General features: G+C 51.0%; 18 protein-coding genes, 2 tRNA genes and 2 pseudogenes. 10 read left to right on the top strand and 12 right to left on the bottom strand.

Going from position 1 to position 20124, the window contains the following annotated elements; genetic code table 11:
* Window positions 1-90: 90 nt before the first annotated feature.
* Window positions 91-1011 (bottom strand): putative lateral flagellar export/assembly protein LafU, encoded by a 921-nt coding sequence (gene lafU / locus NNO03_RS19600; RefSeq protein WP_271450291.1) that lies wholly within the window; start codon window positions 1009-1011, stop codon window positions 91-93.
* Between lafU and NNO03_RS19595 the strand changes: the two are divergent.
* Both NNO03_RS19595 and NNO03_RS19590 read left to right on the top strand, forming a co-directional pair.
* A pseudogene (locus NNO03_RS19595) lies at window positions 938-2641 on the top strand (flagellar biosynthesis protein FlhA); the annotation flags it as partial. The gene lafU and the pseudogene NNO03_RS19595 overlap by 74 nt on opposite strands.
* Window positions 2642-2754: 113 nt before the next feature.
* The gene (locus NNO03_RS19590) at window positions 2755-3006 is read left to right on the top strand and encodes a hypothetical protein (protein WP_271450290.1); all 252 of its coding nucleotides are present in this window, start codon (window positions 2755-2757) and stop codon (window positions 3004-3006) included.
* Here NNO03_RS19590 and NNO03_RS19585 read toward each other — a convergent pair.
* On the bottom strand, window positions 3003-3764 hold the full coding sequence (locus NNO03_RS19585) for a C40 family peptidase (RefSeq protein ID WP_271450289.1): 762 nt from the start codon (window positions 3762-3764) through the stop codon (window positions 3003-3005). The genes NNO03_RS19590 and NNO03_RS19585 overlap by 4 nt on opposite strands.
* 348 nt (window positions 3765-4112) lie before the next feature.
* Between NNO03_RS19585 and dpaA the strand changes: the two genes are divergently transcribed.
* Window positions 4113-4853, top strand: a complete 741-nt coding sequence (dpaA, locus tag NNO03_RS19580; protein WP_271442044.1) for a peptidoglycan meso-diaminopimelic acid protein amidase — start codon at window positions 4113-4115, stop codon at window positions 4851-4853.
* Here dpaA and NNO03_RS19575 read toward each other — a convergent pair.
* The gene (locus NNO03_RS19575; protein ID WP_069323846.1) at window positions 4824-5591 is read right to left on the bottom strand and encodes a class II glutamine amidotransferase; all 768 of its coding nucleotides are present in this window, start codon (window positions 5589-5591) and stop codon (window positions 4824-4826) included. The genes dpaA and NNO03_RS19575 overlap by 30 nt on opposite strands.
* A gap of 163 nt (window positions 5592-5754) precedes the next feature.
* Window positions 5755-6333, bottom strand: a complete 579-nt coding sequence (lpcA, locus tag NNO03_RS19570; protein WP_016151815.1) for a D-sedoheptulose 7-phosphate isomerase — start codon at window positions 6331-6333, stop codon at window positions 5755-5757.
* A 239-nt stretch (window positions 6334-6572) separates the two neighbouring features.
* On the opposite strand from lpcA, the gene fadE reads away from it, so the two are divergent.
* The 3 genes from fadE (at window position 6573) to NNO03_RS19555 (ending at window position 10484) form a co-directional block, all read left to right on the top strand.
* Window positions 6573-9017, top strand: a complete 2445-nt coding sequence (gene fadE / locus NNO03_RS19565) for an acyl-CoA dehydrogenase FadE (protein WP_271442045.1) — start codon at window positions 6573-6575, stop codon at window positions 9015-9017.
* Between the two features lie 109 nt (window positions 9018-9126).
* Complete coding sequence (locus tag NNO03_RS19560; RefSeq protein ID WP_271450288.1) at window positions 9127-9894, top strand: amidohydrolase; 768 nt, start codon at window positions 9127-9129, stop codon at window positions 9892-9894.
* Window positions 9895-10073: 179 nt separating this feature from the next.
* Entirely contained in the window at window positions 10074-10484 is a 411-nt protein-coding gene (locus NNO03_RS19555; protein WP_271442047.1) for a Spy/CpxP family protein refolding chaperone, read from the top strand.
* Window positions 10485-10583: 99 nt separating this feature from the next.
* Here NNO03_RS19555 and NNO03_RS19550 read toward each other — a convergent pair.
* Window positions 10584-10660, bottom strand: a tRNA-Asp gene (locus NNO03_RS19550).
* A gap of 134 nt (window positions 10661-10794) precedes the next feature.
* The gene (gene dnaQ / locus NNO03_RS19545) at window positions 10795-11523 is read right to left on the bottom strand and encodes a DNA polymerase III subunit epsilon (RefSeq protein WP_170974423.1); all 729 of its coding nucleotides are present in this window, start codon (window positions 11521-11523) and stop codon (window positions 10795-10797) included.
* On the opposite strand from dnaQ, the pseudogene rnhA reads away from it, so the two are divergent.
* A pseudogene (gene rnhA, locus NNO03_RS19540) lies at window positions 11477-12055 on the top strand (ribonuclease HI). The gene dnaQ and the pseudogene rnhA overlap by 47 nt on opposite strands.
* Here the strand turns inward: rnhA and NNO03_RS19535 are convergent.
* Window positions 12052-12774, bottom strand: coding sequence for a class I SAM-dependent methyltransferase (locus tag NNO03_RS19535; protein WP_271450287.1), 723 nt, complete (start codon window positions 12772-12774; stop codon window positions 12052-12054). The pseudogene rnhA and the gene NNO03_RS19535 sit on opposite strands and share 4 nt — an antisense overlap.
* A gap of 33 nt (window positions 12775-12807) precedes the next feature.
* Between NNO03_RS19535 and gloB the strand changes: the two genes are divergently transcribed.
* Entirely contained in the window at window positions 12808-13563 is a 756-nt protein-coding gene (gene gloB, locus NNO03_RS19530) for a hydroxyacylglutathione hydrolase (RefSeq protein WP_271450286.1), read from the top strand.
* Between the two features lie 71 nt (window positions 13564-13634).
* Window positions 13635-14993 (top strand): murein transglycosylase D, encoded by a 1359-nt coding sequence (gene mltD, locus NNO03_RS19525; RefSeq protein ID WP_271450285.1) that lies wholly within the window; start codon window positions 13635-13637, stop codon window positions 14991-14993.
* A 49-nt stretch (window positions 14994-15042) separates the two neighbouring features.
* Here the strand turns inward: mltD and NNO03_RS19520 are convergent, their stop codons facing one another.
* The 3 genes from NNO03_RS19520 to NNO03_RS19510 all read right to left on the bottom strand — a co-directional run bounded on the left by NNO03_RS19520 (window position 15043) and on the right by NNO03_RS19510 (window position 17997).
* Complete coding sequence (locus NNO03_RS19520) at window positions 15043-15813, bottom strand: class I SAM-dependent methyltransferase (RefSeq protein ID WP_271450284.1); 771 nt, start codon at window positions 15811-15813, stop codon at window positions 15043-15045.
* 76 nt (window positions 15814-15889) lie between these two features.
* Complete coding sequence (locus NNO03_RS19515; RefSeq protein WP_008783770.1) at window positions 15890-16690, bottom strand: endonuclease/exonuclease/phosphatase family protein; 801 nt, start codon at window positions 16688-16690, stop codon at window positions 15890-15892.
* Between the two features lie 131 nt (window positions 16691-16821).
* Window positions 16822-17997 carry an MFS transporter gene (locus NNO03_RS19510; RefSeq protein ID WP_271450283.1) on the bottom strand — a complete coding sequence of 392 codons (1176 nt, stop codon included), beginning with the start codon at window positions 17995-17997 and terminating at the stop codon, window positions 16822-16824.
* A gap of 104 nt (window positions 17998-18101) precedes the next feature.
* On the opposite strand from NNO03_RS19510, the gene yafC reads away from it, so the two are divergent.
* Window positions 18102-19016 carry a DNA-binding transcriptional regulator YafC gene (gene yafC / locus NNO03_RS19505; protein WP_271450282.1) on the top strand — a complete coding sequence of 305 codons (915 nt, stop codon included), beginning with the start codon at window positions 18102-18104 and terminating at the stop codon, window positions 19014-19016.
* 20 nt (window positions 19017-19036) lie between these two features.
* Here yafC and dkgB read toward each other — a convergent pair whose 3' ends face one another.
* Both dkgB and NNO03_RS19495 read right to left on the bottom strand, forming a co-directional pair.
* Entirely contained in the window at window positions 19037-19840 is an 804-nt protein-coding gene (gene dkgB / locus NNO03_RS19500) for a 2,5-didehydrogluconate reductase DkgB (protein ID WP_271442052.1), read from the bottom strand.
* Window positions 19841-20004: 164 nt separating this feature from the next.
* A tRNA-Asp gene (locus tag NNO03_RS19495) sits at window positions 20005-20081 on the bottom strand.
* Window positions 20082-20124: the final 43 nt, after the last annotated feature.

Genomic DNA, 20124 nt, shown 5'->3' with positions numbered 1-20124 from the left:
AGAAGCCTGCACCCGTCCCGAAAAATGACAAACCCATGATGAATGCCAGACGGGATTATGCCCCCCATGATGTGAAGGGCGAAAAACCCCTTAATGAACGACGGGAGCAGGTTGTTGGCGCAAAGACATCACCTTCTTTTGTTTATCCAGCTTGCTTACCAGCGGCTGCACAATTTTCTCTCCGTGCTGGCCAAAATATTGATACAGCGTGTCAGAGGCACTTTGCGTCAACACCATGATCTCAATGCGCCGGTTACCTGCACTTTCAGGATTCTTGGCATCCAGCAGCATTTGATCGGCCATCGCGCTAACCTGCATCACTTTACTCTGAGGCATTCCGGCATCCTCCAGCACACGACGGGCCGACAGTGCACGGTCGCCGGAGAGATTCCAGTTGTTATAGACATTGCTCTTGTAACTCATCGCGTCCGTATGGCCGGTAATGATGAGTTTGTTGTCCAGTGAATCAAACACCGGGGCCAGTTCTACCAGCAGCGCGTTAAAAAAGGGCGTAATTCTGGCGCTACCCCGTTCAAACATATTCCGGTTCTGGTCGTCTTTAATCAATACGCGTAGCCCCTGGGGCACAATCTCCATCTCCAGGTTGGCTTCCATATGCGCATTCCTGGCAATCACGCTAATGTCGGTTGCCAACTCACCCAACTCGCTCGCCGATTTTTTCTTTAACAGGGCCGTTTTCTCATTCACATCACGCGCTTTCTTTTCTGTTTCTGCGCTCACCGTTGCCGTCTCTTTCGGTGCAGCGGTTTTCTCTTTATCCAGATTCGCGCGGGTGATACTTTGATTTTTCGTCGTAGAAGGTAGAGGTTGCTTGCCAATCTTATTCAGTGGCGCAAGCCCACCGCCGTTAAAGATGGATTGACCATGCAAGGCCGCCACGATGTTTTCTCGTTCTGATTTACTGACGCTGTTTACAATCAACTTTATCGTGGTGACCAAGGGCGCCGAGCGTATCTCCGAAGTTTCGGCTCGCTTTACGCTCGACGCCATGCCCGGGAAACAGATGGCGATCGACGCCGATCTGAATGCCGGGCTTATCAACCAGCAACAGGCGCAGACTCGCCGTAAAGATGTCGCCAGCGAGGCCGATTTCTACGGTGCAATGGACGGCGCATCAAAATTCGTACGCGGGGATGCCATCGCCGGGATGATGATACTGGCGATCAACCTGATTGGCGGTGTCTGCATCGGAATCTTTAAATACGATTTAAGTGCCGAGGCGGCCTTCCAGCAATACGTGTTGATGACCATCGGTGACGGCCTGGTCGCGCAAATCCCGTCTCTGCTGCTATCGACGGCTGCGGCAATCATCGTGACGCGCGTCAGCGATAATGGCGATATTGCTTCCGACGTTCGCACACAACTGTTGGCCAGCCCTTCCGTGCTGTATACCGCCACCAGCATTATGTTCGTGCTGGCGGTGGTACCAGGGATGCCGCACTTCCCGTTTCTGATTTTCAGCGGGCTGCTCGGGTTTACCGCCTGGCGTATGAGCAAACGACCGAAAGTCGCAGAAACTGAAGAGAAGAGTCTCGAAACGCTGAGCAAAGCCATCGCCGAAACCAGCGAACTGCAGGTCAGTTGGGAGACTATTCCGCTGATTGAACCCATTAGCCTGAGTCTGGGCTACAAGCTGGTGTCGCTGGTGGATAAATCGAAAGGCAATCCGCTGACCCAGCGCATTCGCGGCGTACGGCAAGTTATCTCCGATAACAACGGCGTGTTGCTACCAGAAATTCGTATTCGCGAAAACTTCAGGCTGAAACCCACGCAGTACGCCATTTTTATCAACGGAATCAAAGCCGATGAAGCAGATATCCCCGCAGATAAGCTGATGGCGCTCCCCTCCAGTGAGACCTATGGCGAGATTGATGGTGTGTTAGGTAACGATCCGGCTTACGGGATGCCCGTCACCTGGATTCAACCGGCGCAGAAAGCAAAAGCGCTCAATATGGGTTATCAGGTTATCGATAGCGCCAGTGTGATTGCGACTCATGTGAATAAAGTCATCCGCAACTACATCCCTGACCTGTTTAACTACGACGATATTACACAATTGCACAATCGCCTCTCCTCGATGGCACCGCGGCTGGCTGAAGATCTCAGTGCTGCATTGAACTATAGCCAGCTGTTGAAGGTGTACCGGGCACTGCTTATTGACGGTGTTTCATTGCGCGATATCGTCACGATCGCCACTGTACTGGTCGCCAGTAGTGCCGTTACCAAGGATCATATTTTGTTAACCGCAGATATCCGCCTCGCGCTGCGCCGTAGCATTACCCACCCGTTTGTGCGCAAAGATGAGCTGGCGGTATACACGCTGAATAATGAGCTGGAGAACTTGCTGGCGAATGTGGTTAATCAGGCACAGCAAGGTGGAAAAGTAGTGCTGGACAGCGTTCCGGTCGATCCCAATATGCTTAATCAGTTCCAAACCACTATGCCGCAGATAAAAGAACAGATGAAAGCCGCAGGTAAAGAGCCGGTACTGCTGGTCGCACCGCAGCTACGTCCTCTGCTCGCGCGCTATGCGCGGCTGTTTGCACCCGGACTGCAAGTACTGTCGTATAACGAAGTACCGGACGAACTGGAATTAAACATTATGGGAGCGTTGAGCTAACGTAAACCCAGGGCGGCAACTTAAGTCTTAACTTACTTTGTCGCTTTATTACATTACGTAAGAAATACAGGCAATTGATGGGATCGCATTACACTTACAGGGACTGAAATGTAATGGCACGGAAGCAGGCTGAAAAAATGGTGCCTCACGAACCGGGGCATCGTCGTTATTCCCGACAATGGCTAACGTTTATGGAGTTTGTCCATCGGCAGGAGGAGGCGAGCACATCCCCCCGCCAAAAACATCGACCGAAACGTAAAGAGCAGGCTTCCGCCACGTATTTACTGTTTGAACTGTGCGAGTTGCTCTTCGTCGGCGTACTGATCTTTGCTTTTATGACGTTACTCCTGCTGATTATGAATTAAAGAATCGTATTCTCCGTAAGAATACGCCGGGCGCCGAGGTAATGGTCTTGCCAAAACGCATCAGATAAATGACTTACCCGAATACTTTCTCCCGTGCGTGGTGATTCAATAAACTGATCCTGCCCCAAATAGACGCCCATATGATCGGCAATATCCCGACTGTGAATGTGAAAGAACACGAGATCACCACGACGAAGATCGCGATCAGCCACAATCGTTGCCCGTCGATAGTGATACATTTCGTTCGCCGTACGGGGCAACTTTGCTGCCAGTATTTTGTTGTAGGCGTAAAAAATCAGTCCACTGCAGTCAAACCCGGCATCCGGATTGGTACCTCCCCACAGATAGGGCTTTCCCAACTGCTGCTCAAGACGATGGATAGCCACTTCAGTGATGTTGCGCAAATGATCGCTGCTAAGAAAATGTGCGTTCTCGGCGAGCGCCTGCCAATGGTGATCGCTGGCTTTAAGCGGCCCGGGAAACCATTCCGGGTGCTGCTTAATCAGCGTCCTGTTTTGCTGGCGTAGCGCGCTTTTACTTTGCGCATTGCCTTCCACCACATAACTTGCCTGCTTTTTTACCTGCGCGTGGTACAGCTTCAGCAGCCGGGCGCGGTTACGCATGCGCATTTGCGCCGCATAGCTTAAATGGGCGTCAGATAAGAGGGGCTGAACTTTGGCGACAGACGGTGAGGACAACACAACACACAAAGACAGCAGGCCCGGCAAAATACGTCGGGACGCAGAGACAAAAGACATGAAAAAAGAGTACCGAGGCAAACACGTTCAGCGCAGTCTAGCGCGATGGCCTGACAATCCGTTTTAATATTCGATTATTAAATAATTATTTATTTAAATTCAATACATTATAACTAGCACACTCATCAAGCATTACGACATAAGGCCGATGAAAAAATACGCCACTGTCTGACTGCCTTTCTGCGCGATTTTCCGTATAAAGAGAAACTAAAGTGTAAACGGCGCACGAGAGACTTGCGAAAAACTCTCTTGGTGCTAATGTGAGCGCTCCAAATACAGACTTTTCTGATTTGGGGACTCTTTTTGCCGTCCTGGCGTGTGTAATCGTTTTATCAAGGAATAAGCAGTATGCGTAAAATCGCATTTTTTCTTGCGATGCTTTTATTGCCGTGCGTTTCATTTGCCGGTTTGCTGAGCAGCGGCAGCCCAACCACGCCAATCAGCAAAGAATATAAGCAGCAATTGATGGGGTCCCCTGTCTATATTCAGATCTTTAAAGAAGAGCGGACGCTCGATCTGTACGTCAAGATGGGCGAACAGTATCAGCTGCTCGACAGCTATAAGATCTGTAACTACTCCGGTGGATTAGGGCCAAAACAGCGTCAGGGTGATTTCAAAAGTCCGGAAGGGTTCTACAGCGTTCAGCGCGGGCAACTCAAACCAGACAGTCGCTTTTATAAAGCCATTAACATTGGCTTCCCTAACGCCTACGATCGTGCGCACGGCTACGAAGGTAAGTACCTGATGATCCACGGTGCTTGCGTTTCTGTCGGTTGCTATGCGATGACCGACAACGGTATTGATGAGATTTTCCAGTTTGTGACCGGCGCTCTGGTATTCGGCCAGTCCAGCGTTCAGGTGAGCATTTACCCGTTCCGCATGACTGACGCGAACATGCAGCGCCATAAGTTTTCGTATTACAAAGATTTCTGGTCGCAGCTAAAACCGGGATACGATTACTTTGAACAAACGCGTAAGCCACCGACCGTTTCCGTTGTCGATGGCCGTTATATCGTCAGCAAGCCGTTGAGTCACGAAGTCATTCAGCCACAGCTGGCATCAAACTACACGCTCCCCGAGACAAAATAGCGCCCACTCGCCTGGCATAATCTTTTGCCAGGTTTCATTGCCCGTCAGTGGCTGAGTGGCAATCACAGTGACCACATCATTGGGTGTGGTCTCTGAGCTAAAATCAATTTCCACATCCTGATCCAACAATGTCGCCACGCCAAACGGCGCACGACGCGTGATCCAAAACAGGTTGGTCGAACAGAAGGCCATCACATAGCGCCCGTCAGACAATAGCATGTTGAAGACGCCCTTCTCTCGCAGTTCTCCTGCCAGCGCCGCGATATATTTAAACACCGCCGTCATATTACCTGGCGTGCGCGGATAACGCTCGGTCAGCTTATGCAGCAGCCAGCAGAAGGCTTTTTCGCTGTCGGTTTCCCCGACCGGGCGGAAATTACCGGTTTCCAGCGATTTATAGCCGCTGAGCTGTCCGTTATGGGCGTAAGTCCAGTTGCGCCCCCACAGTTCACGCGTGAACGGGTGGGTATTTTCCAGCGCCACTTCACCCCGATTCGCCTGACGAATATGGGCAATCACGGAACAGGATTTAATGGGATAGTCTTGAACCAGTTTGGCAATAGGCGAATTAAAGCTGGGTTGCGGATCTTTAAACGTACGGCAGCCCTTACCCTCGTAAAATGTAATACCCCAGCCGTCTTTGTGCGGCCCAGTACCTCCGCCGCGCTGAACCAGCCCGGTGAAGCTAAAGCAAATATCGGTTGGCACATTGGCGCTCATCCCGAGCAGTTCGCACATACATCACCTACCTTAAAACGGTTAATTGCCTGATAAGACCAGCAAAGCACAGCTCGTAGGCCGGATAAGACGCTTGCGTCGCCATCCGGCACAATACCCGATGGCGCTTCGCTTATCGGGCCTACACGTTCCAGGCCCGATAATACCGGCAAAAATTACCCGCTTACTTAACCATCTCTTTTTCGATCAACTGGATCAGGATATGGATCACTTTGATATGAATTTCCTGGATACGGTCGGCATAGCCAAAGTGCGGCACGCGAATTTCAATATCTGCGCTACCGGCCATTTTACCGCCGTCTTTGCCGGTCAGGGTGATGACTTTCATTCCCTTCTCACGCGCCGCAGCAATCGCTTTAATCACGTTACCGGAGTTACCCGAAGTCGAGATGCCTAACAGGACATCGCCTTCACGGCCAACCGCTTCAACGTAGCGGGAGAATACATAATCGTAACCAAAATCGTTGCTGACGCAGGAGATGTGGCTGACGTCAGAGATAGCGATAGCCGGGTAGCCCGGGCGGTTTTCACGATAGCGTCCAGTCAGCTCTTCGGCGAAATGCATCGCATCGCAATGGGAGCCGCCATTACCACAGGAAAGTACCTTCCCACCGGCTTTGAAGCTATCTGCCAACAGGACCGCCGCGCGTTGAATGGCGTGAATATTGGCGTCATCTTTAAGAAAATTAGCCAGCGTTTCCGCCGCTTCGCTCAGTTCGTTACGAATAAGATCCTGGTACATGAGGATATCCTTCAGCATGAATGTAAATGACAAGATGCAGTGTACCGGATAGCGCTACCAGCGAGAAGTACAAGCCACAGGAATGGCTGCTGCTTTTGATTTTTTGTGCCGGTTAAAACAACAACAATGTGAGCTTTGTTGTAATTATTTTGTAAACACATTGCTAAAAGAATTTACATACACTACAACCATATCATCACAAGTGGTCAGACCTCCTACAAGCAAGGGAGCTTTTCGTTATGATGATTTTGAGTATTATCGCTACGGTTGTTCTGCTCAGCGTTCTGTTTTATCACCGCGTGAGCTTATTCCTCAGCAGCTTAGTTTTGCTCGCCTGGACGGCTGCGCTCGGCGTGGCTGGCCTGTGGTCAGTCTGGCTGCTGGTTCCTCTGGCCATTATTCTCGTACCGTTTAACTTTACCCCGATGCGTAAATCCATGATTTCCGCTCCCGTGTTCCGCGGTTTCCGTAAAGTCATGCCGCCAATGTCGCGTACTGAAAAAGAAGCGATCGATGCCGGTACAACCTGGTGGGAAGGTGACCTGTTCCAGGGCAAACCTGACTGGAAAAAACTGCATAACTATCCGCAGCCGCATCTGACTGCTGAAGAGCAGGCGTTTATCGATGGCCCAGTGGAAGAAGCATGCCGCATGGCGAACGACTTCCAGATAACCCATGAACTCGCGGATCTGCCGCCGGAATTGTGGGCATATCTAAAAGAACACCGCTTCTTCGCAATGATCATCAAGAAAGAGTACGGCGGGCTGGAATTCTCTGCGTATGCTCAGGCTCGAGTACTGCAAAAGCTCTCCGGTGTTTCTGGGATCCTGGCGATCACCGTCGGCGTACCTAACTCATTAGGTCCTGGTGAACTGCTGCAGCATTACGGCACCGAAGAACAGAAAAACCACTATCTGCCGCGTCTGGCACGTGGTCAGGAAATCCCGTGTTTTGCACTGACCAGCCCGGAAGCCGGCTCTGATGCAGGTGCGATCCCTGATACCGGCGTGGTTTGTATGGGCGACTGGCAGGGCCAGCAGGTGCTGGGTATGCGCCTGACCTGGAACAAACGCTATATCACGCTGGCTCCTATTGCTACCGTTCTGGGTCTGGCGTTTAAACTCTCTGACCCGGAAAAACTGCTGGGTGGCGAGGAAGATCTTGGCATTACCTGTGCGCTGATTCCAACCTCAACGCCGGGCGTACAAATTGGCCGTCGTCACTTCCCGCTGAACGTGCCGTTCCAGAACGGACCAACGCTGGGTAAAGATGTCTTCGTTCCGATTGATTACATTATTGGTGGCCCGAAAATGGCCGGTCAGGGCTGGCGTATGCTGGTGGAATGTCTGTCCGTAGGACGCGGCATTACCCTGCCATCTAACTCTACGGGCGGCGTTAAATCCGTCGCCATGGCGACTGGCGCGTATGCGCATATCCGTCGCCAGTTCAAAATCTCTATCGGCAAGATGGAAGGCATTGAAGAACCGTTGGCACGTATCGCCGGTAACGCCTATGTGATGGATGCCGCAGCGTCGCTGATAACCTACGGCATTATGCTGGGTGAGAAACCAGCGGTGCTGTCGGCTATCGTGAAATATCACTGTACTCACCGTGGACAGCAGTCAATCATCGATGCAATGGATATTACTGGCGGCAAAGGCATCATGCTTGGCGAAAGTAACTTCCTGGCCCGTGCTTATCAGGGTGCACCGATCGCCATTACCGTCGAAGGTGCCAACATCCTGACGCGTAGCATGATGATCTTCGGTCAGGGCGCAATTCGCTGCCATCCATATGTGCTTGAAGAGATGGCTGCGGCGCAGAATAACGACGTGAATGCGTTCGACAAACTGCTGTTTAAACATATTGGTCACGTAGGCAGTAATAAAGTGCGCAGCTTCTGGCTTGGTTTGACTCGCGGGTTAACCAGCAGCACGCCAACCGGTGATGCCACCAAGCGTTACTACCAGCACCTGAACCGTTTGAGTGCCAACCTGGCATTACTTTCAGATGTGTCCATGGCCGTATTGGGTGGTAGCCTGAAGCGTCGTGAACGTATCTCTGCTCGACTGGGTGATGTGTTAAGTCAGCTGTATCTGGCCTCCGCTGTGCTGAAACGTTATGACGATGAAGGCCGGAATGAAGCCGACCTGCCGCTGGTTCACTGGGGCGTACAGGATGCGTTGTACAAAGCTGAACAGGCGATGGACGACTTGCTGAAAAACTTCCCGAACCGCCTGGTTGCAGGGTTGCTGAATGTGGTCATCTTCCCTACCGGTCGCCACTACCATGCACCGTCAGACAAGCTGGATCATAAAGTCGCGAAGATTCTGCAGGTTCCAAGCGCCACCCGTTCTCGTCTTGGTCGCGGTCAGTACCTGACGCCAAGCGAACACAACCCGGTTGGCTTACTGGAAGAGGCGTTGCTGGATGTCATTGCAGCCGACCCAATCCACCAGCGGATCTGCAAAGAGTTGGGTAAAAATCTACCGTTTACCCGCCTGGACGAGCTGGCACATAACGCGCTGGCCAAAGGACTGATTGATAAAGACGAAGCGGCGATTCTGGTGAAAGCCGAAGCAAGCCGTCTGCGCAGTATCAATGTTGATGATTTTGAACCCGAGGCGCTGGCGACTCAGCCGGTAAAGTTGCCAGAGAAAGTGCGTAAGGTCGAAGCAGCATAACGCTAACGCACAACGTTCAGCCCCGCTAAATGCGGGGCTTTTTATTGCCACATTTTCGTTAATGCTCATGCTACAGTGTCAAAATGCTGTTCAACGAGGAGCCTCGACCGTGCCAGGTTTAAAAATTACTCTGCTGCAACAACCACTGATCTGGATGGATGGCCCAGCCAACCTGCGCCATTTCGACAGACAACTGGAAACCGTCACCGGGCGTGACGTTATTGTGTTGCCTGAGATGTTTACCAGTGGATTTGCGATGGAAGCGGCAAACAAATCGTTGCCGCAAGAGGAAGTTGTAAGCTGGATGCGTAGCAAAGCGCAGCAGACGAATGCCCTGATAGCAGGTAGCGCAGCGATACAGTCTGAACGGGGACCCGTGAATCGTTTTTTGCTGGTTGAACCCGAAGGCACCGTGCATCTCTATGACAAACGCCATCTGTTCCGCATGGCAGACGAACATCAGCATTATCAGGCCGGTGAAGAACGCATCATCTTTGAATGGCGTGGTTGGCGTATTCTGCCGCTGGTCTGTTATGACCTGCGTTTTCCGGTGTGGTCACGTAACCGTAATGACTACGACCTCGCCTTGTATGTTGCCAACTGGCCCGCACCGCGCTCGCTGCACTGGCAGGTTCTGCTCACCGCACGGGCAATTGAAAATCAGGCGTATGTAGCAGGATGTAACCGTGTGGGAACCGATGGTAACGGCCATCATTATCGCGGTGACAGCCGGGTCATCAACCCACAGGGTGAAGTCATTGCCACAGCCGAGCCGCATCAGGCAACGCGAATTGATACTGAGCTGTCGCTTTCGGCGCTACGCGAGTACCGCGAGAAATTTCCTGCCTGGCAGGATGCTGACGCTTTCACCCTGTAGAGATCGCCTTCCCTCCCGCCACGGACCTTGTATCCACGGCGGGATTGTTTCACTCCGTAACCAACCGCAAAACAAATTCGCGTGGCGACATGCATCGGGCAACGTATTCTGCAAGGGATAATCACGCGTCATTAACGGGTGATCTACACTTTCAATAATTCCCTTATCAGGATGTCTAAATGAAGAACTTCGTACGTATGACCTTGCTGGCTGCCACTCTGGCTGGCGCCTCTTTTAGCACGCTTGCAGCAAACGTATCCAACGTTCCCGCGCCGGCTCAGGATCCGGTCGTTCAACACCTTAAGTTGACCAACGACCAGGTGGCGCAGATTAAAAAACTGCACCAACAGCTGGAAAACAACGTTGACCAGATTTCAGTGAAAGACGTTAAAGACGGTGCGCTGATTGACGTCATCAAGTCCGGGAAATGGGATGATGCCGCCGTTAAGAAACAGCTTGCCGCGTTCAGCAACATCGAACAACAGGCGCGTTATTACCGCGTGAAATACTACTTTGATCTGAGCAAAGTGCTGACCCCAGAGCAGCGCCAACAGGTACAAAAAGATATCGCCCAAACGCTGAGTGAGTAATGACTACGGCCTGCAATAAAACATTATTGCAGGCTTTTATTTTAGCTGGATTAAAACGACGAAAGCCTGAATCATTTCTGATTCAGGCTTTCTGAATAGTGGCGGAATGGACGGGACTCGAACCCGCGACCCCCTGCGTGACAGGCAGGTATTCTAACCAACTGAACTACCACTCCGCGTTGTGTTCCGCTTGGGAACGAAGCGAATATTACGGATTGCCTCGCGCCTCGTCAACGCTTTTTCTCACGTTTTTTAATCGTTTGCTGCAAAAATCACCCGAATGACCATTTCTGTACTGTAAATACCAGAACTAGGCCCGCCAGAGGCAACTTCCGCCCTTCTTCTGTACCAGGTCAAGGCGCGACTCATGGGCTGCCAGCTCTTCATCAGTAGCGAAAACAACGCGTAATTTACTGGACTGACGCACAATGCGCTGGATCCCCGTATCATTCTGCTGCTGGCTGTCACCTTCCATAGAGAATGCCATGGTGGTCTGCCCGCCGGTCATCATCAGATAAACGTCGGCCAGAATCTGGGCATCGAGCAATGCGCCATGCAGAGTACGCTTGCTGTTGTCTATCTCATAGCGCGAGCATAACGCGTCAAGGCTGTTACGCTTGCCAGGAAACATTTTCCTCGCCAACGCCAGACTGTCGGTCACTTTACAGAAGGTGTTCGTCTTCGGGATATCGCGATTGAGTTTCGCGAACTCGTAATCCATAAAGCCGATATCAAACGATGCGTTATGGATGACCAGCTCCGCGCCACGGATATAGTCAAGAAACTCATCGGCGACATCGGCGAACGTGGGTTTATCAAGCAAGAACTCATCGGCGATTCCGTGTACGCCAAATGCTTCCGGGTCCACCAGCCGGTCCGGCTTCAGGTAGACGTGGAAGTTATTTCCGGTCAAACGGCGGTTAACCACTTCAACCGCACCGATCTCAATAATCTTATGGCCTTCGTAGTGGGCACCAATCTGGTTCATACCGGTGGTTTCGGTATCGAGGACTATCTGCCGTGTAATTCCAGTGCTCATAGCGGTCATTTATGTCAGACTTATCGTTTGATTTCGATTTGCTAAAACAGGAAGTCTACCAGAGATGCTTAAACAGGTAGAAATTTTCACCGATGGTTCTTGCCTGGGAAACCCAGGTCCTGGCGGTTATGGGGCTATCTTACGCTATCGCGGGCGCGAAAAAACCTTTGCCGAAGGGTACAACCTCACCACCAATAACCGTATGGAGTTGATGGCGGCAATCGTCGCGCTGGAAGCACTTAAAGAGCCATGTGAAGTGGTACTCAGCACCGACAGCCAGTACGTGCGCCAGGGCATTACACAGTGGATCCACAACTGGAAAAAACGCGGCTGGAAAACCGCAGATAAAAAGCCAGTGAAGAACGTCGATCTGTGGAAACGTCTGGATGCCGCACTTGGGCCGCACCAAATCAAATGGGAATGGGTTAAAGGGCATGCGGGTCATCCGGAAAATGAACGCTGTGATGAACTTGCACGTGCTGCAGCAATGAGTCCCACCCAGGATGATGTTGGGTATCAGGCAGAGTCTTAAGCGTCTGGCTTGCGGTATTGTCGGGTTGCCCCAACAGCCTGGCGGATGCGTGCCTTACTTTTACTTTGTTTCATCGGATTGAGCGTAAGCGGAATGGTTCGCTTGCGCGCGACAACCAACTGAAGACAGCCCAGTGCCGGAATATGCGCACTTAACATTTTACCGCCCTGCTTCGCCCAGGGCAGCACGTGGAACCGGCTATAGTGCAGCACCTCAAAATTCAGCAAAGAGAGCCAATCCAACTGGCGCATCAGGGTAAACATCCGGCTGTTGTAAGGCGGTGTTTTACGTAGCACTGGCACCAGCTTACGCAATCCCATCAGGCTAACCGGGTTAAACCCGCTCAGTATTAACCAGCCATCATCAATCAGTACCCGGTCGGCTTCACGTAATAAGCGATGCGGATCGGCGCACCACGGTAGTGTATGAGCCAGCAGACAGACATCCACGGATTTATCGGCAAAAGGAAGGTGTAAAGGATCGGCCGTAACCTGCATGGGCGAACCTTGCAAAGAAACATTTACCTGATGAGAAACCGCGCACGCTTCGGAATTGATTTCTGCGCTTAAATTACCAATCTTAAGCAGATGAAATCCGTACATTTTTGCGAACCACGGGTTAAGCTGATGTTCCAGCGCCTCACGATAGTGCTCACCCCAGGGTAAATCATCCCAGCTAACGGGCGCTACGACAGTTTGAGGGATCCTTGCCGGTTTCATCACAACCTTCCGTTACGCATTGAGAGGTAATTTATGAATCTTAACAGTATTCCCGCATTTCAGGACAATTACATCTGGGTCCTGACAAATAATGAAAACCGTTGCCTGATTGTTGATCCGGGCGAAGCCGCTCCCGTCCTGAAAGCGATTGCAGAACATCACTGGGTGCCGGAGGCCATTCTCCTGACCCATCACCACAATGATCATGTTGGCGGTGTGAAAGAACTTTTGCAACATTTCCCACAATTAGTGGTTTACGGACCGGCTGAAACGCAAGATAAGGGAACGACCCATATAGTCAAAGATGGCGATATTGCACTCGTTTTAGGGCATGAATTTAAGGTAATTGCTACGCCGGGTCACACTTTAGGACATATCTGTTACTTTAGCCAACCTTATCTATTTTGCGGAGATACACTCTTTTCAGGCGGTTGTGGCAGACTATTTGAAGGTACAGCTTCACAGATGTATCAATCACTTAATAAATTAAGTGCGCTTCCTGATGATACATTGATCTGCTGCGCTCATGAGTACACATTAGAAAACATGAAGTTTGCCTTAAGCATTCTGCCGCACGATTCGTGCATAAATGAATATTATCGTAAAGTTAATGAGTTACGCGTAAAAAAACAAATGACACTACCCGTAATTCTGAAAAATGAGCGGCGAAATAATCTTTTTTTAAGAACGGAAGATATTGATTTAATTAATGAAATAAACAAAGAAACAATATTGCAACAACCTGAAGAGCGTTTTGCCTGGTTAAGGTCAAAGAAAGATACGTTCTGACAATTCCGGGTTGCCTTTTGAAAACTTCGCCGTTATGATCGGTCGTCTTTTAAGCAACTATTGACACACACATGAAGGCAAAAGCGATATTACTCGCCTCTGTCCTGCTTGTTGGGTGCCAGAATACTGGTAACGTCCAACAGCACGCACAGAGCCTTTCTGCAGCTGGTCAAGGGGAAGCAGGAAAGTTTACAAGTCAGGCGCGATGGATGGACGATGGAACATCTATCGCTGCTGATCAGGATTTGTGGGCTTTCATTGGTGACGAGCTAAAGATGGGAATTCCGGAAAACAACCGGATTCGCGAACAAAAACAGAAGTATTTACGCAATAAGAGCTATCTCCACGATGTAACTTTACGGGCAGAGCCGTATATGTACTGGATAGCCGGGCAAGTTAAGAAACGTAACATGCCTATGGAACTGGTACTACTACCCATAGTGGAGAGCGCTTTTGATCCTCACGCAACGTCTGGCGCCAATGCCGCAGGTATTTGGCAGATCATTCCGAGCACGGGGCGCAATTATGGTTTAAAACAGACCCGCAATTATGATGCACGTCGCGACATTGTGGCTTCCACCACTGCCGCGCTGGACATGATGCAGCGTCTGAACAAGATGTTTGATGGCGACTGGCTGCTGACCGTTGCCGCGTATAATAGCGGTGAAGGTCGCGTGATGAAGGCAATCAAAGCGAACAAATCTCGGGGTAAATCCACCGATTTCTGGTCGCTCCCTTTGCCTCAGGAAACGAAGCAGTATGTGCCCAAAATGCTGGCATTGAGTGATATTCTCAAAAACAGCAAACGCTATGGCGTGCGTCTGCCTACCACAGACGAAAGCCGTGCGTTGGCACGTGTTCGCCTGAACAGCCCGGTTGAGATGGCTCAGGTTGCCGATATGGCGGGTATTTCCGTCAGCAAACTGAAGACCTTCAATGCAGGTGTGAAAGGCTCCACGTTGGGTGCCAGCGGTCCGCAATACGTGATGGTACCAAAGAAGCATGCAGAGAAGCTGCGTGAGTCTTTGGCTTCCGGCGAAATTGCAGCCGTACAGTCAACGTTGGTGGCTGATAACACGCCGCTGAACAGCCGTAGTTACAAAGTTCGCTCTGGCGATACGCTTTCTGGCGTCGCTGCACGTCTTGGCGTGAGCACGAAGGATCTGCAGCAGTGGAATAATCTGCGTGGATCATCACTGAAAGTGGGCCAAAGCCTGACCGTAGGTGCTGGCAACAGCGCGCAGCGACTGGCTAACAACAGCGATAGCATCACCTATCGTGTGCGTAAAGGCGACTCTCTGTCGAGCATTGCCAAACGCCACGGGGTTAACATCAAGGATGTAATGCGCTGGAACAGCGATACGGACAATCTGCAACCGGGCGATCAGCTCACGTTGTTTGTCAAAAACAACGGCATGCCTGACTCCTGATAGCATTGTAAAAATGAAGGCACTGGTTTCCCCCCAGTGCCTTTTTTATTTATCCCGCTTTATGTGCCTCAACCATTATCGTATCACTGGTGAATGAACCATCCTCCTGTAACGCGAAGTAGGCTTTCACTTCAGCAGATGCGCTCTCCTGATATAAACGAATCGCTTCTGTCAACGCGGCAGGTGTACGCATCCGCGCCACCCACGAACTGAACTCCAGCGGCAGGCGATCGGTCAACACGGTATTGGTAATCAAACCGGCATCGTTGATTAAAGACAGCCATTCACCGCTGGAATAATTGCGGACATGCGAGGTGTCGCGTAACGCTTCGACAGTTTGCAACCAGATATCACGGACCGGATGTCCTGGCGACATCACATCCATTACGATCGCCACACCACCGGGTTTCAGTACACGATTGACTTCACGCAGCGCACGTCCGACATCATGCCAGTGATGCGCCGAATAGCGGCTAATCACTACATCAAAAGCGCAATCGCCGAACGGCAGGCTCTCTGCATATCCCTGTTGCGTGGTGATGCTGTCCAGGCCCTTCTCTTTTGCAGCCTCTGCGACCACCTCAAGCATTTGAGACGATAAATCATAAGCCACAACCTGTTGAACGTTTTGCGCAGCCACAAAGCTGGCGTGTCCTGCTCCACATCCCATATCCAGTACCCGTGCCTGTGGAAAAGCAGACAGCCTTTCCGCCAGTCGTTGTAAATCACGACCAGTAGCATGTACGGTGCTGGTTAAATAGGCGTTAGCCTGAGAGCCAAACTGCTTTTCGACGTTGTCATGGTGGGAGCGTGTTGTCATTGTGTTGTCCTTCGGTTGTTGTGAAATATGAAGGGCAACCATCACAGGCCTGCCCTACGGCAGACCTGACATACCTTTATTGCTCAGGCTTGCCGGGACTGAATTCAACGAGTAGTGGATTGTGGTCGGAGGCGCGAGTGACCAGCACAGAGGCCTCACTCACGTTCAAACCACGATAAAACACAAAGTCGAGTGGGCGACCAAACGCACGCCGGCGTTGATCGTCGGTAAAGCGAACCTGGCGCAGCGACATTTCACGCGCAAAGCGGTACAGCGCATTCATCCGTCGGCGGCTCCAGGCATTGAAATCACCGGCCATAATCACCGGACCACTGTGATGGGCGATTTGATCCCCAATGGGAAGTAACTGCTTACTATAGACATCGACACCGAGGCTGAAGTTTACCGCGTGGATATTCACCACCATTAATAAACGCGAGTCAGGCAGCGGGTACACTGTGACCAGAGCCGATTTTGCCAGGCGTAAAATTGGCTCACGCTCGCGCAATGGGCAGCAGTAGACCGGATGTGCAGCAGAAAGCGTCATGACGCCAGAAGGATGCTGAGGCAACACGAAAGCGGGAACCTGATCGGCGGCAAGATAGTTAGCGGTCGCAAACTGCACCAGTTCAGGCGTGGTTTGTGCTTCCTGCAATAACACCAAATGCGCGTCTTTGCCAAAATTCTTCAGCACCGACTGCCATTCTGCGCGCTGCTGTTTAAAAATATTCCATACCAGCACGCGAATGCGATCTTCACTGCTTAACGGCACGCCTGCAGGTAATGCCTGGCCGATATGCGCAAATGACCCTGGCGGTAAAATCCGCTCAGCGGGCTGTCCGGCAACATAGCGCATGGCATAGGTGTTTTTTCGCACTTTAGACTTTCAAACCTCTATAACGTCAACCAGTCCGCAGCCGGACTGGTTCTTCTGTTATAGGGACTTTAGCACTCACTTTCAACGAACAATTGCAGTTTGTTTTGTAAGTGGGTACTTACATCAATGATTTATCCCAATACTACCCGCGCCGGTTTATCCAGGCGACCGCTGATACCCATCAGTAAAAAAGCAACCAGAACAATCAGCGCACCAATCCACGGAGTCTGTGCTAAACCATAATGCTCTACCGTTTGTCCGCCAATCACAGAGCCAAGCGCAATACCAATATTAAACGCAGCAATGTTCAGACCGGATGCCACATCCACCGCATTGGGGGTAAATTGTTCCGCTTTCTGTACCACGTAAACCTGCAAACCTGGAACATTGCCAAAGGCGAAGATCCCCATCACCAGAATCGTCACTAACGCAGCGTATTGCGTAGAGGCCGTCAGTTGAAAGACCATCAGCAGGACAAACAGCGCCGCGAAGATAAATTTCAGCGCCGGGACAGCACCATGTTTATCCGCCAGCTTACCTCCCCAAATATTACCGATAGCGACCGATACGCCATAGCCCAGTAAGATCCAGCTTACCGCTGCCGGCGAGAAGCCTGCCAGGTCCTGCATCATAGGTGCCAGGAAGGTGAACGCAGTGAAGACACCACCGTACCCCAACGCCGTAACCGCGTAGATAAGCAACAGGCGTGGGTGGGTTAACACTTTTACCTGATCACGAATGCTGGCAGCCGCCCGACCCGGAATATTCGCAGGGATCAGCAGTTGGCTGCTAATCAGTGCAATCACACCCAACAGTGATACGGCAAGGAAAGTCTCACGCCAGCCAAAATGTTGTCCGATAAATGTACCCAGCGGTACTCCCGTCACCAGTGCAACCGTTAAACCACCAAACATGATAGCGATGGCAGAAGCGGCTTTCTCTTTTGGCACCAGGCCTGTCGCAATCGTAGAACCAATTGAGAAGAAGACACCGTGTGCCAGGCCTGTCAGCAGGCGGGCGACAATTAATGTCGTATAACCAGGTGCCTGCCATGCCAACAAGTTACCGGCCGTAAACAGGACCATCAGCGCCACCAACAGTTGCTTACGTGGCAGACGTCCGGTCAGGGCTGTCAATACTGGCGCTCCGATCGCGACACCCAGCGCATAGATTGAAACCAGCATCCCGGCAGAAGGTAAAGAGATCGCCAGTTGTTCAGCAATGGTCGGCACCAGGCCGACAATCACAAATTCAGTCGTGCCAATAGCGAAGGCACTTATTGTCAGTGCATATAAAGCGAGAGGCATAAATAGCTCCATATCATCAGTAATCAGATGACAGGCAGTATGCCGGGATGTTTTAATAACAAAAACATTCAAAATCTCAATATAATTTTGCTTCAGGTGCAAAAATGAAAGCAACCTCCGAAGAACTGGCAATTTTTGTCGCGGTCGTGGAAAGCGGTAGCTTTAGCCGGGCCGCAGAGCAGCTTGGGCAGGCCAATTCCGCGGTCAGTCGGGCAGTAAAGAAGCTGGAGATGAAGCTGGGCGTTAGTTTGCTCAATCGAACAACCCGGCAGCTCAGTCTGACAGAAGAAGGTGAACGCTACTTCAGGCGTGTACAACAGATACTGCAGGATATGGCTGCGGCGGAAACCGAAATCATGGAGTCGCGTAATACACCGCGCGGTTTGCTGCGTATCGATGCCGCAACACCGGTGATGTTGCATTTCCTGATGCCACTGATCAAACCTTTCCGTGAGCGCTATCCCGAGATGACGTTGTCGCTGGTTTCCTCAGAGACATTTATCAATCTTATTGAACGAAAAGTGGATGTTGCGATACGTGCCGGTACCTTAACTGACTCAAGTCTGCGCGCACGTCCACTCTTTACCAGCTACCGTAAGATTATTGCTTCGCCCGACTATATTGCCCGTTTCGGTAAACCAGAGACTGTTGAAGAGTTAAAGCAGCACCTGTGTCTGGGGTTTTCTGAACCCATTTCGCTCAATACCTGGCCCATAGCCTGCAGTGACGGACAATTGCATGAGGTTGAGTGCGGTCTATCTTCGAACAGTGGCGAAACGCTGAAGCAGCTTTGCCTGAGCGGCAACGGTATTGCTTGTCTTTCAGATTATATGATTGATAAAGAGATCGCTCAGGGTAAGCTGGTCGAATTGATGGCGGATAAACGGCTGCCAGTCGAGATGCCTTTCAGCGCGGTGTATTACAGCGATCGTGCCGTCAGTACCCGTATTCGGGCATTTATCGATTTTTTAAGTGAATATATAAGAACAGCTCCCGAAGGAGCTGTAAAAGAGGGTTAAAGGCACAGAGGGTCAGGCGATTAATCCCACTCAGGTGCCAGACCTTCCGGGCTAACCAGGCGATCGTTGCAATCCAGAGCAGCGATTGCCGCTTTGTCTTCCGCATCAAGGTGCAGTTCCAGTGCTAGCAGGTTGCTTGCCAGGTTTTCACGCTTAGTAGAAGAAGGGATCACAGAGTAACCTTCCCCCATCGCCCATGCCAGAATCACCTGGGCCGGCGTCGCGTTATGTTTAGCGGCAATGCGAGCAATCACTTCATCTTTCAGCGCCTTACCGTAAGCCAGTGTCATGTATGAGGTGATGTGGATACCGTGCTCTTTCGCCCAGTCAACAACCTTACGGCTTTGCAGATACGGAGATAACTCAATCTGGTTAGTCGCAATATTCTCTGCACCCACAGCAGCAATAGCTTTTTCCATCAATGGGATAGTGAAGTTAGAGATACCAATTTCACGAGTCAGCCCTTGCTCTTTGGCTTCGAGCAATGCCTGCATAAACTCTTCAACAGAGACAGCATCATTTGGTGATGGCCAGTGGATCAGCGTCAGATCAACATAATCTGTGCGCAGTTTTTTCAGGCTCTCTTTCAGGCTTGGGATCAGCTTGTCTTTACCAAGATTCTCAATCCAGATCTTAGTTGTGATGTACAACTCATTACGCGGTACGCCACTTTCGGCAATCGCCTGGCCAACAGCAGCTTCATTATCATAGATTTGTGCAGTGTCGACTGCGCGGTAACCCAGCTCCAGAGCTGTTTTAACAGAAGCGATAACCACGTCGTCTTTCAGGCGGAAAGTACCTAAACCAAATGCAGGGATAGTCATAGAATTCCTCTTTTTAATCACAATGTTCGTTAACTGAGGGGATTATGACCTTCTGCTCTTTATAGAAAAAGAGCGAAAAATGCAGAGGATTTTTGCGAATTTAGCAATAATAAAGTTACAGGCAAAGAAAAAGCCCTGAGCAAATGCTCAGGGCTCTTAATAAGTGGCGGAACGGACGGGACTCGAACCCGCGACCCCCTGCGTGACAGGCAGGTATTCTAACCAACTGAACTACCGCTCCACCGAATTTCTTTGTCACCACCCGGATTATTCATCCCGGTTTA

Source organism: Citrobacter sp. Igbk 16, assembly GCF_028069755.1.
GTDB lineage: Bacteria > Pseudomonadota > Gammaproteobacteria > Enterobacterales > Enterobacteriaceae > Citrobacter.
The sequence above is the reverse complement of the archived record's forward strand: the minus strand, read 5'-3'. Positions and strand labels throughout refer to the sequence as shown.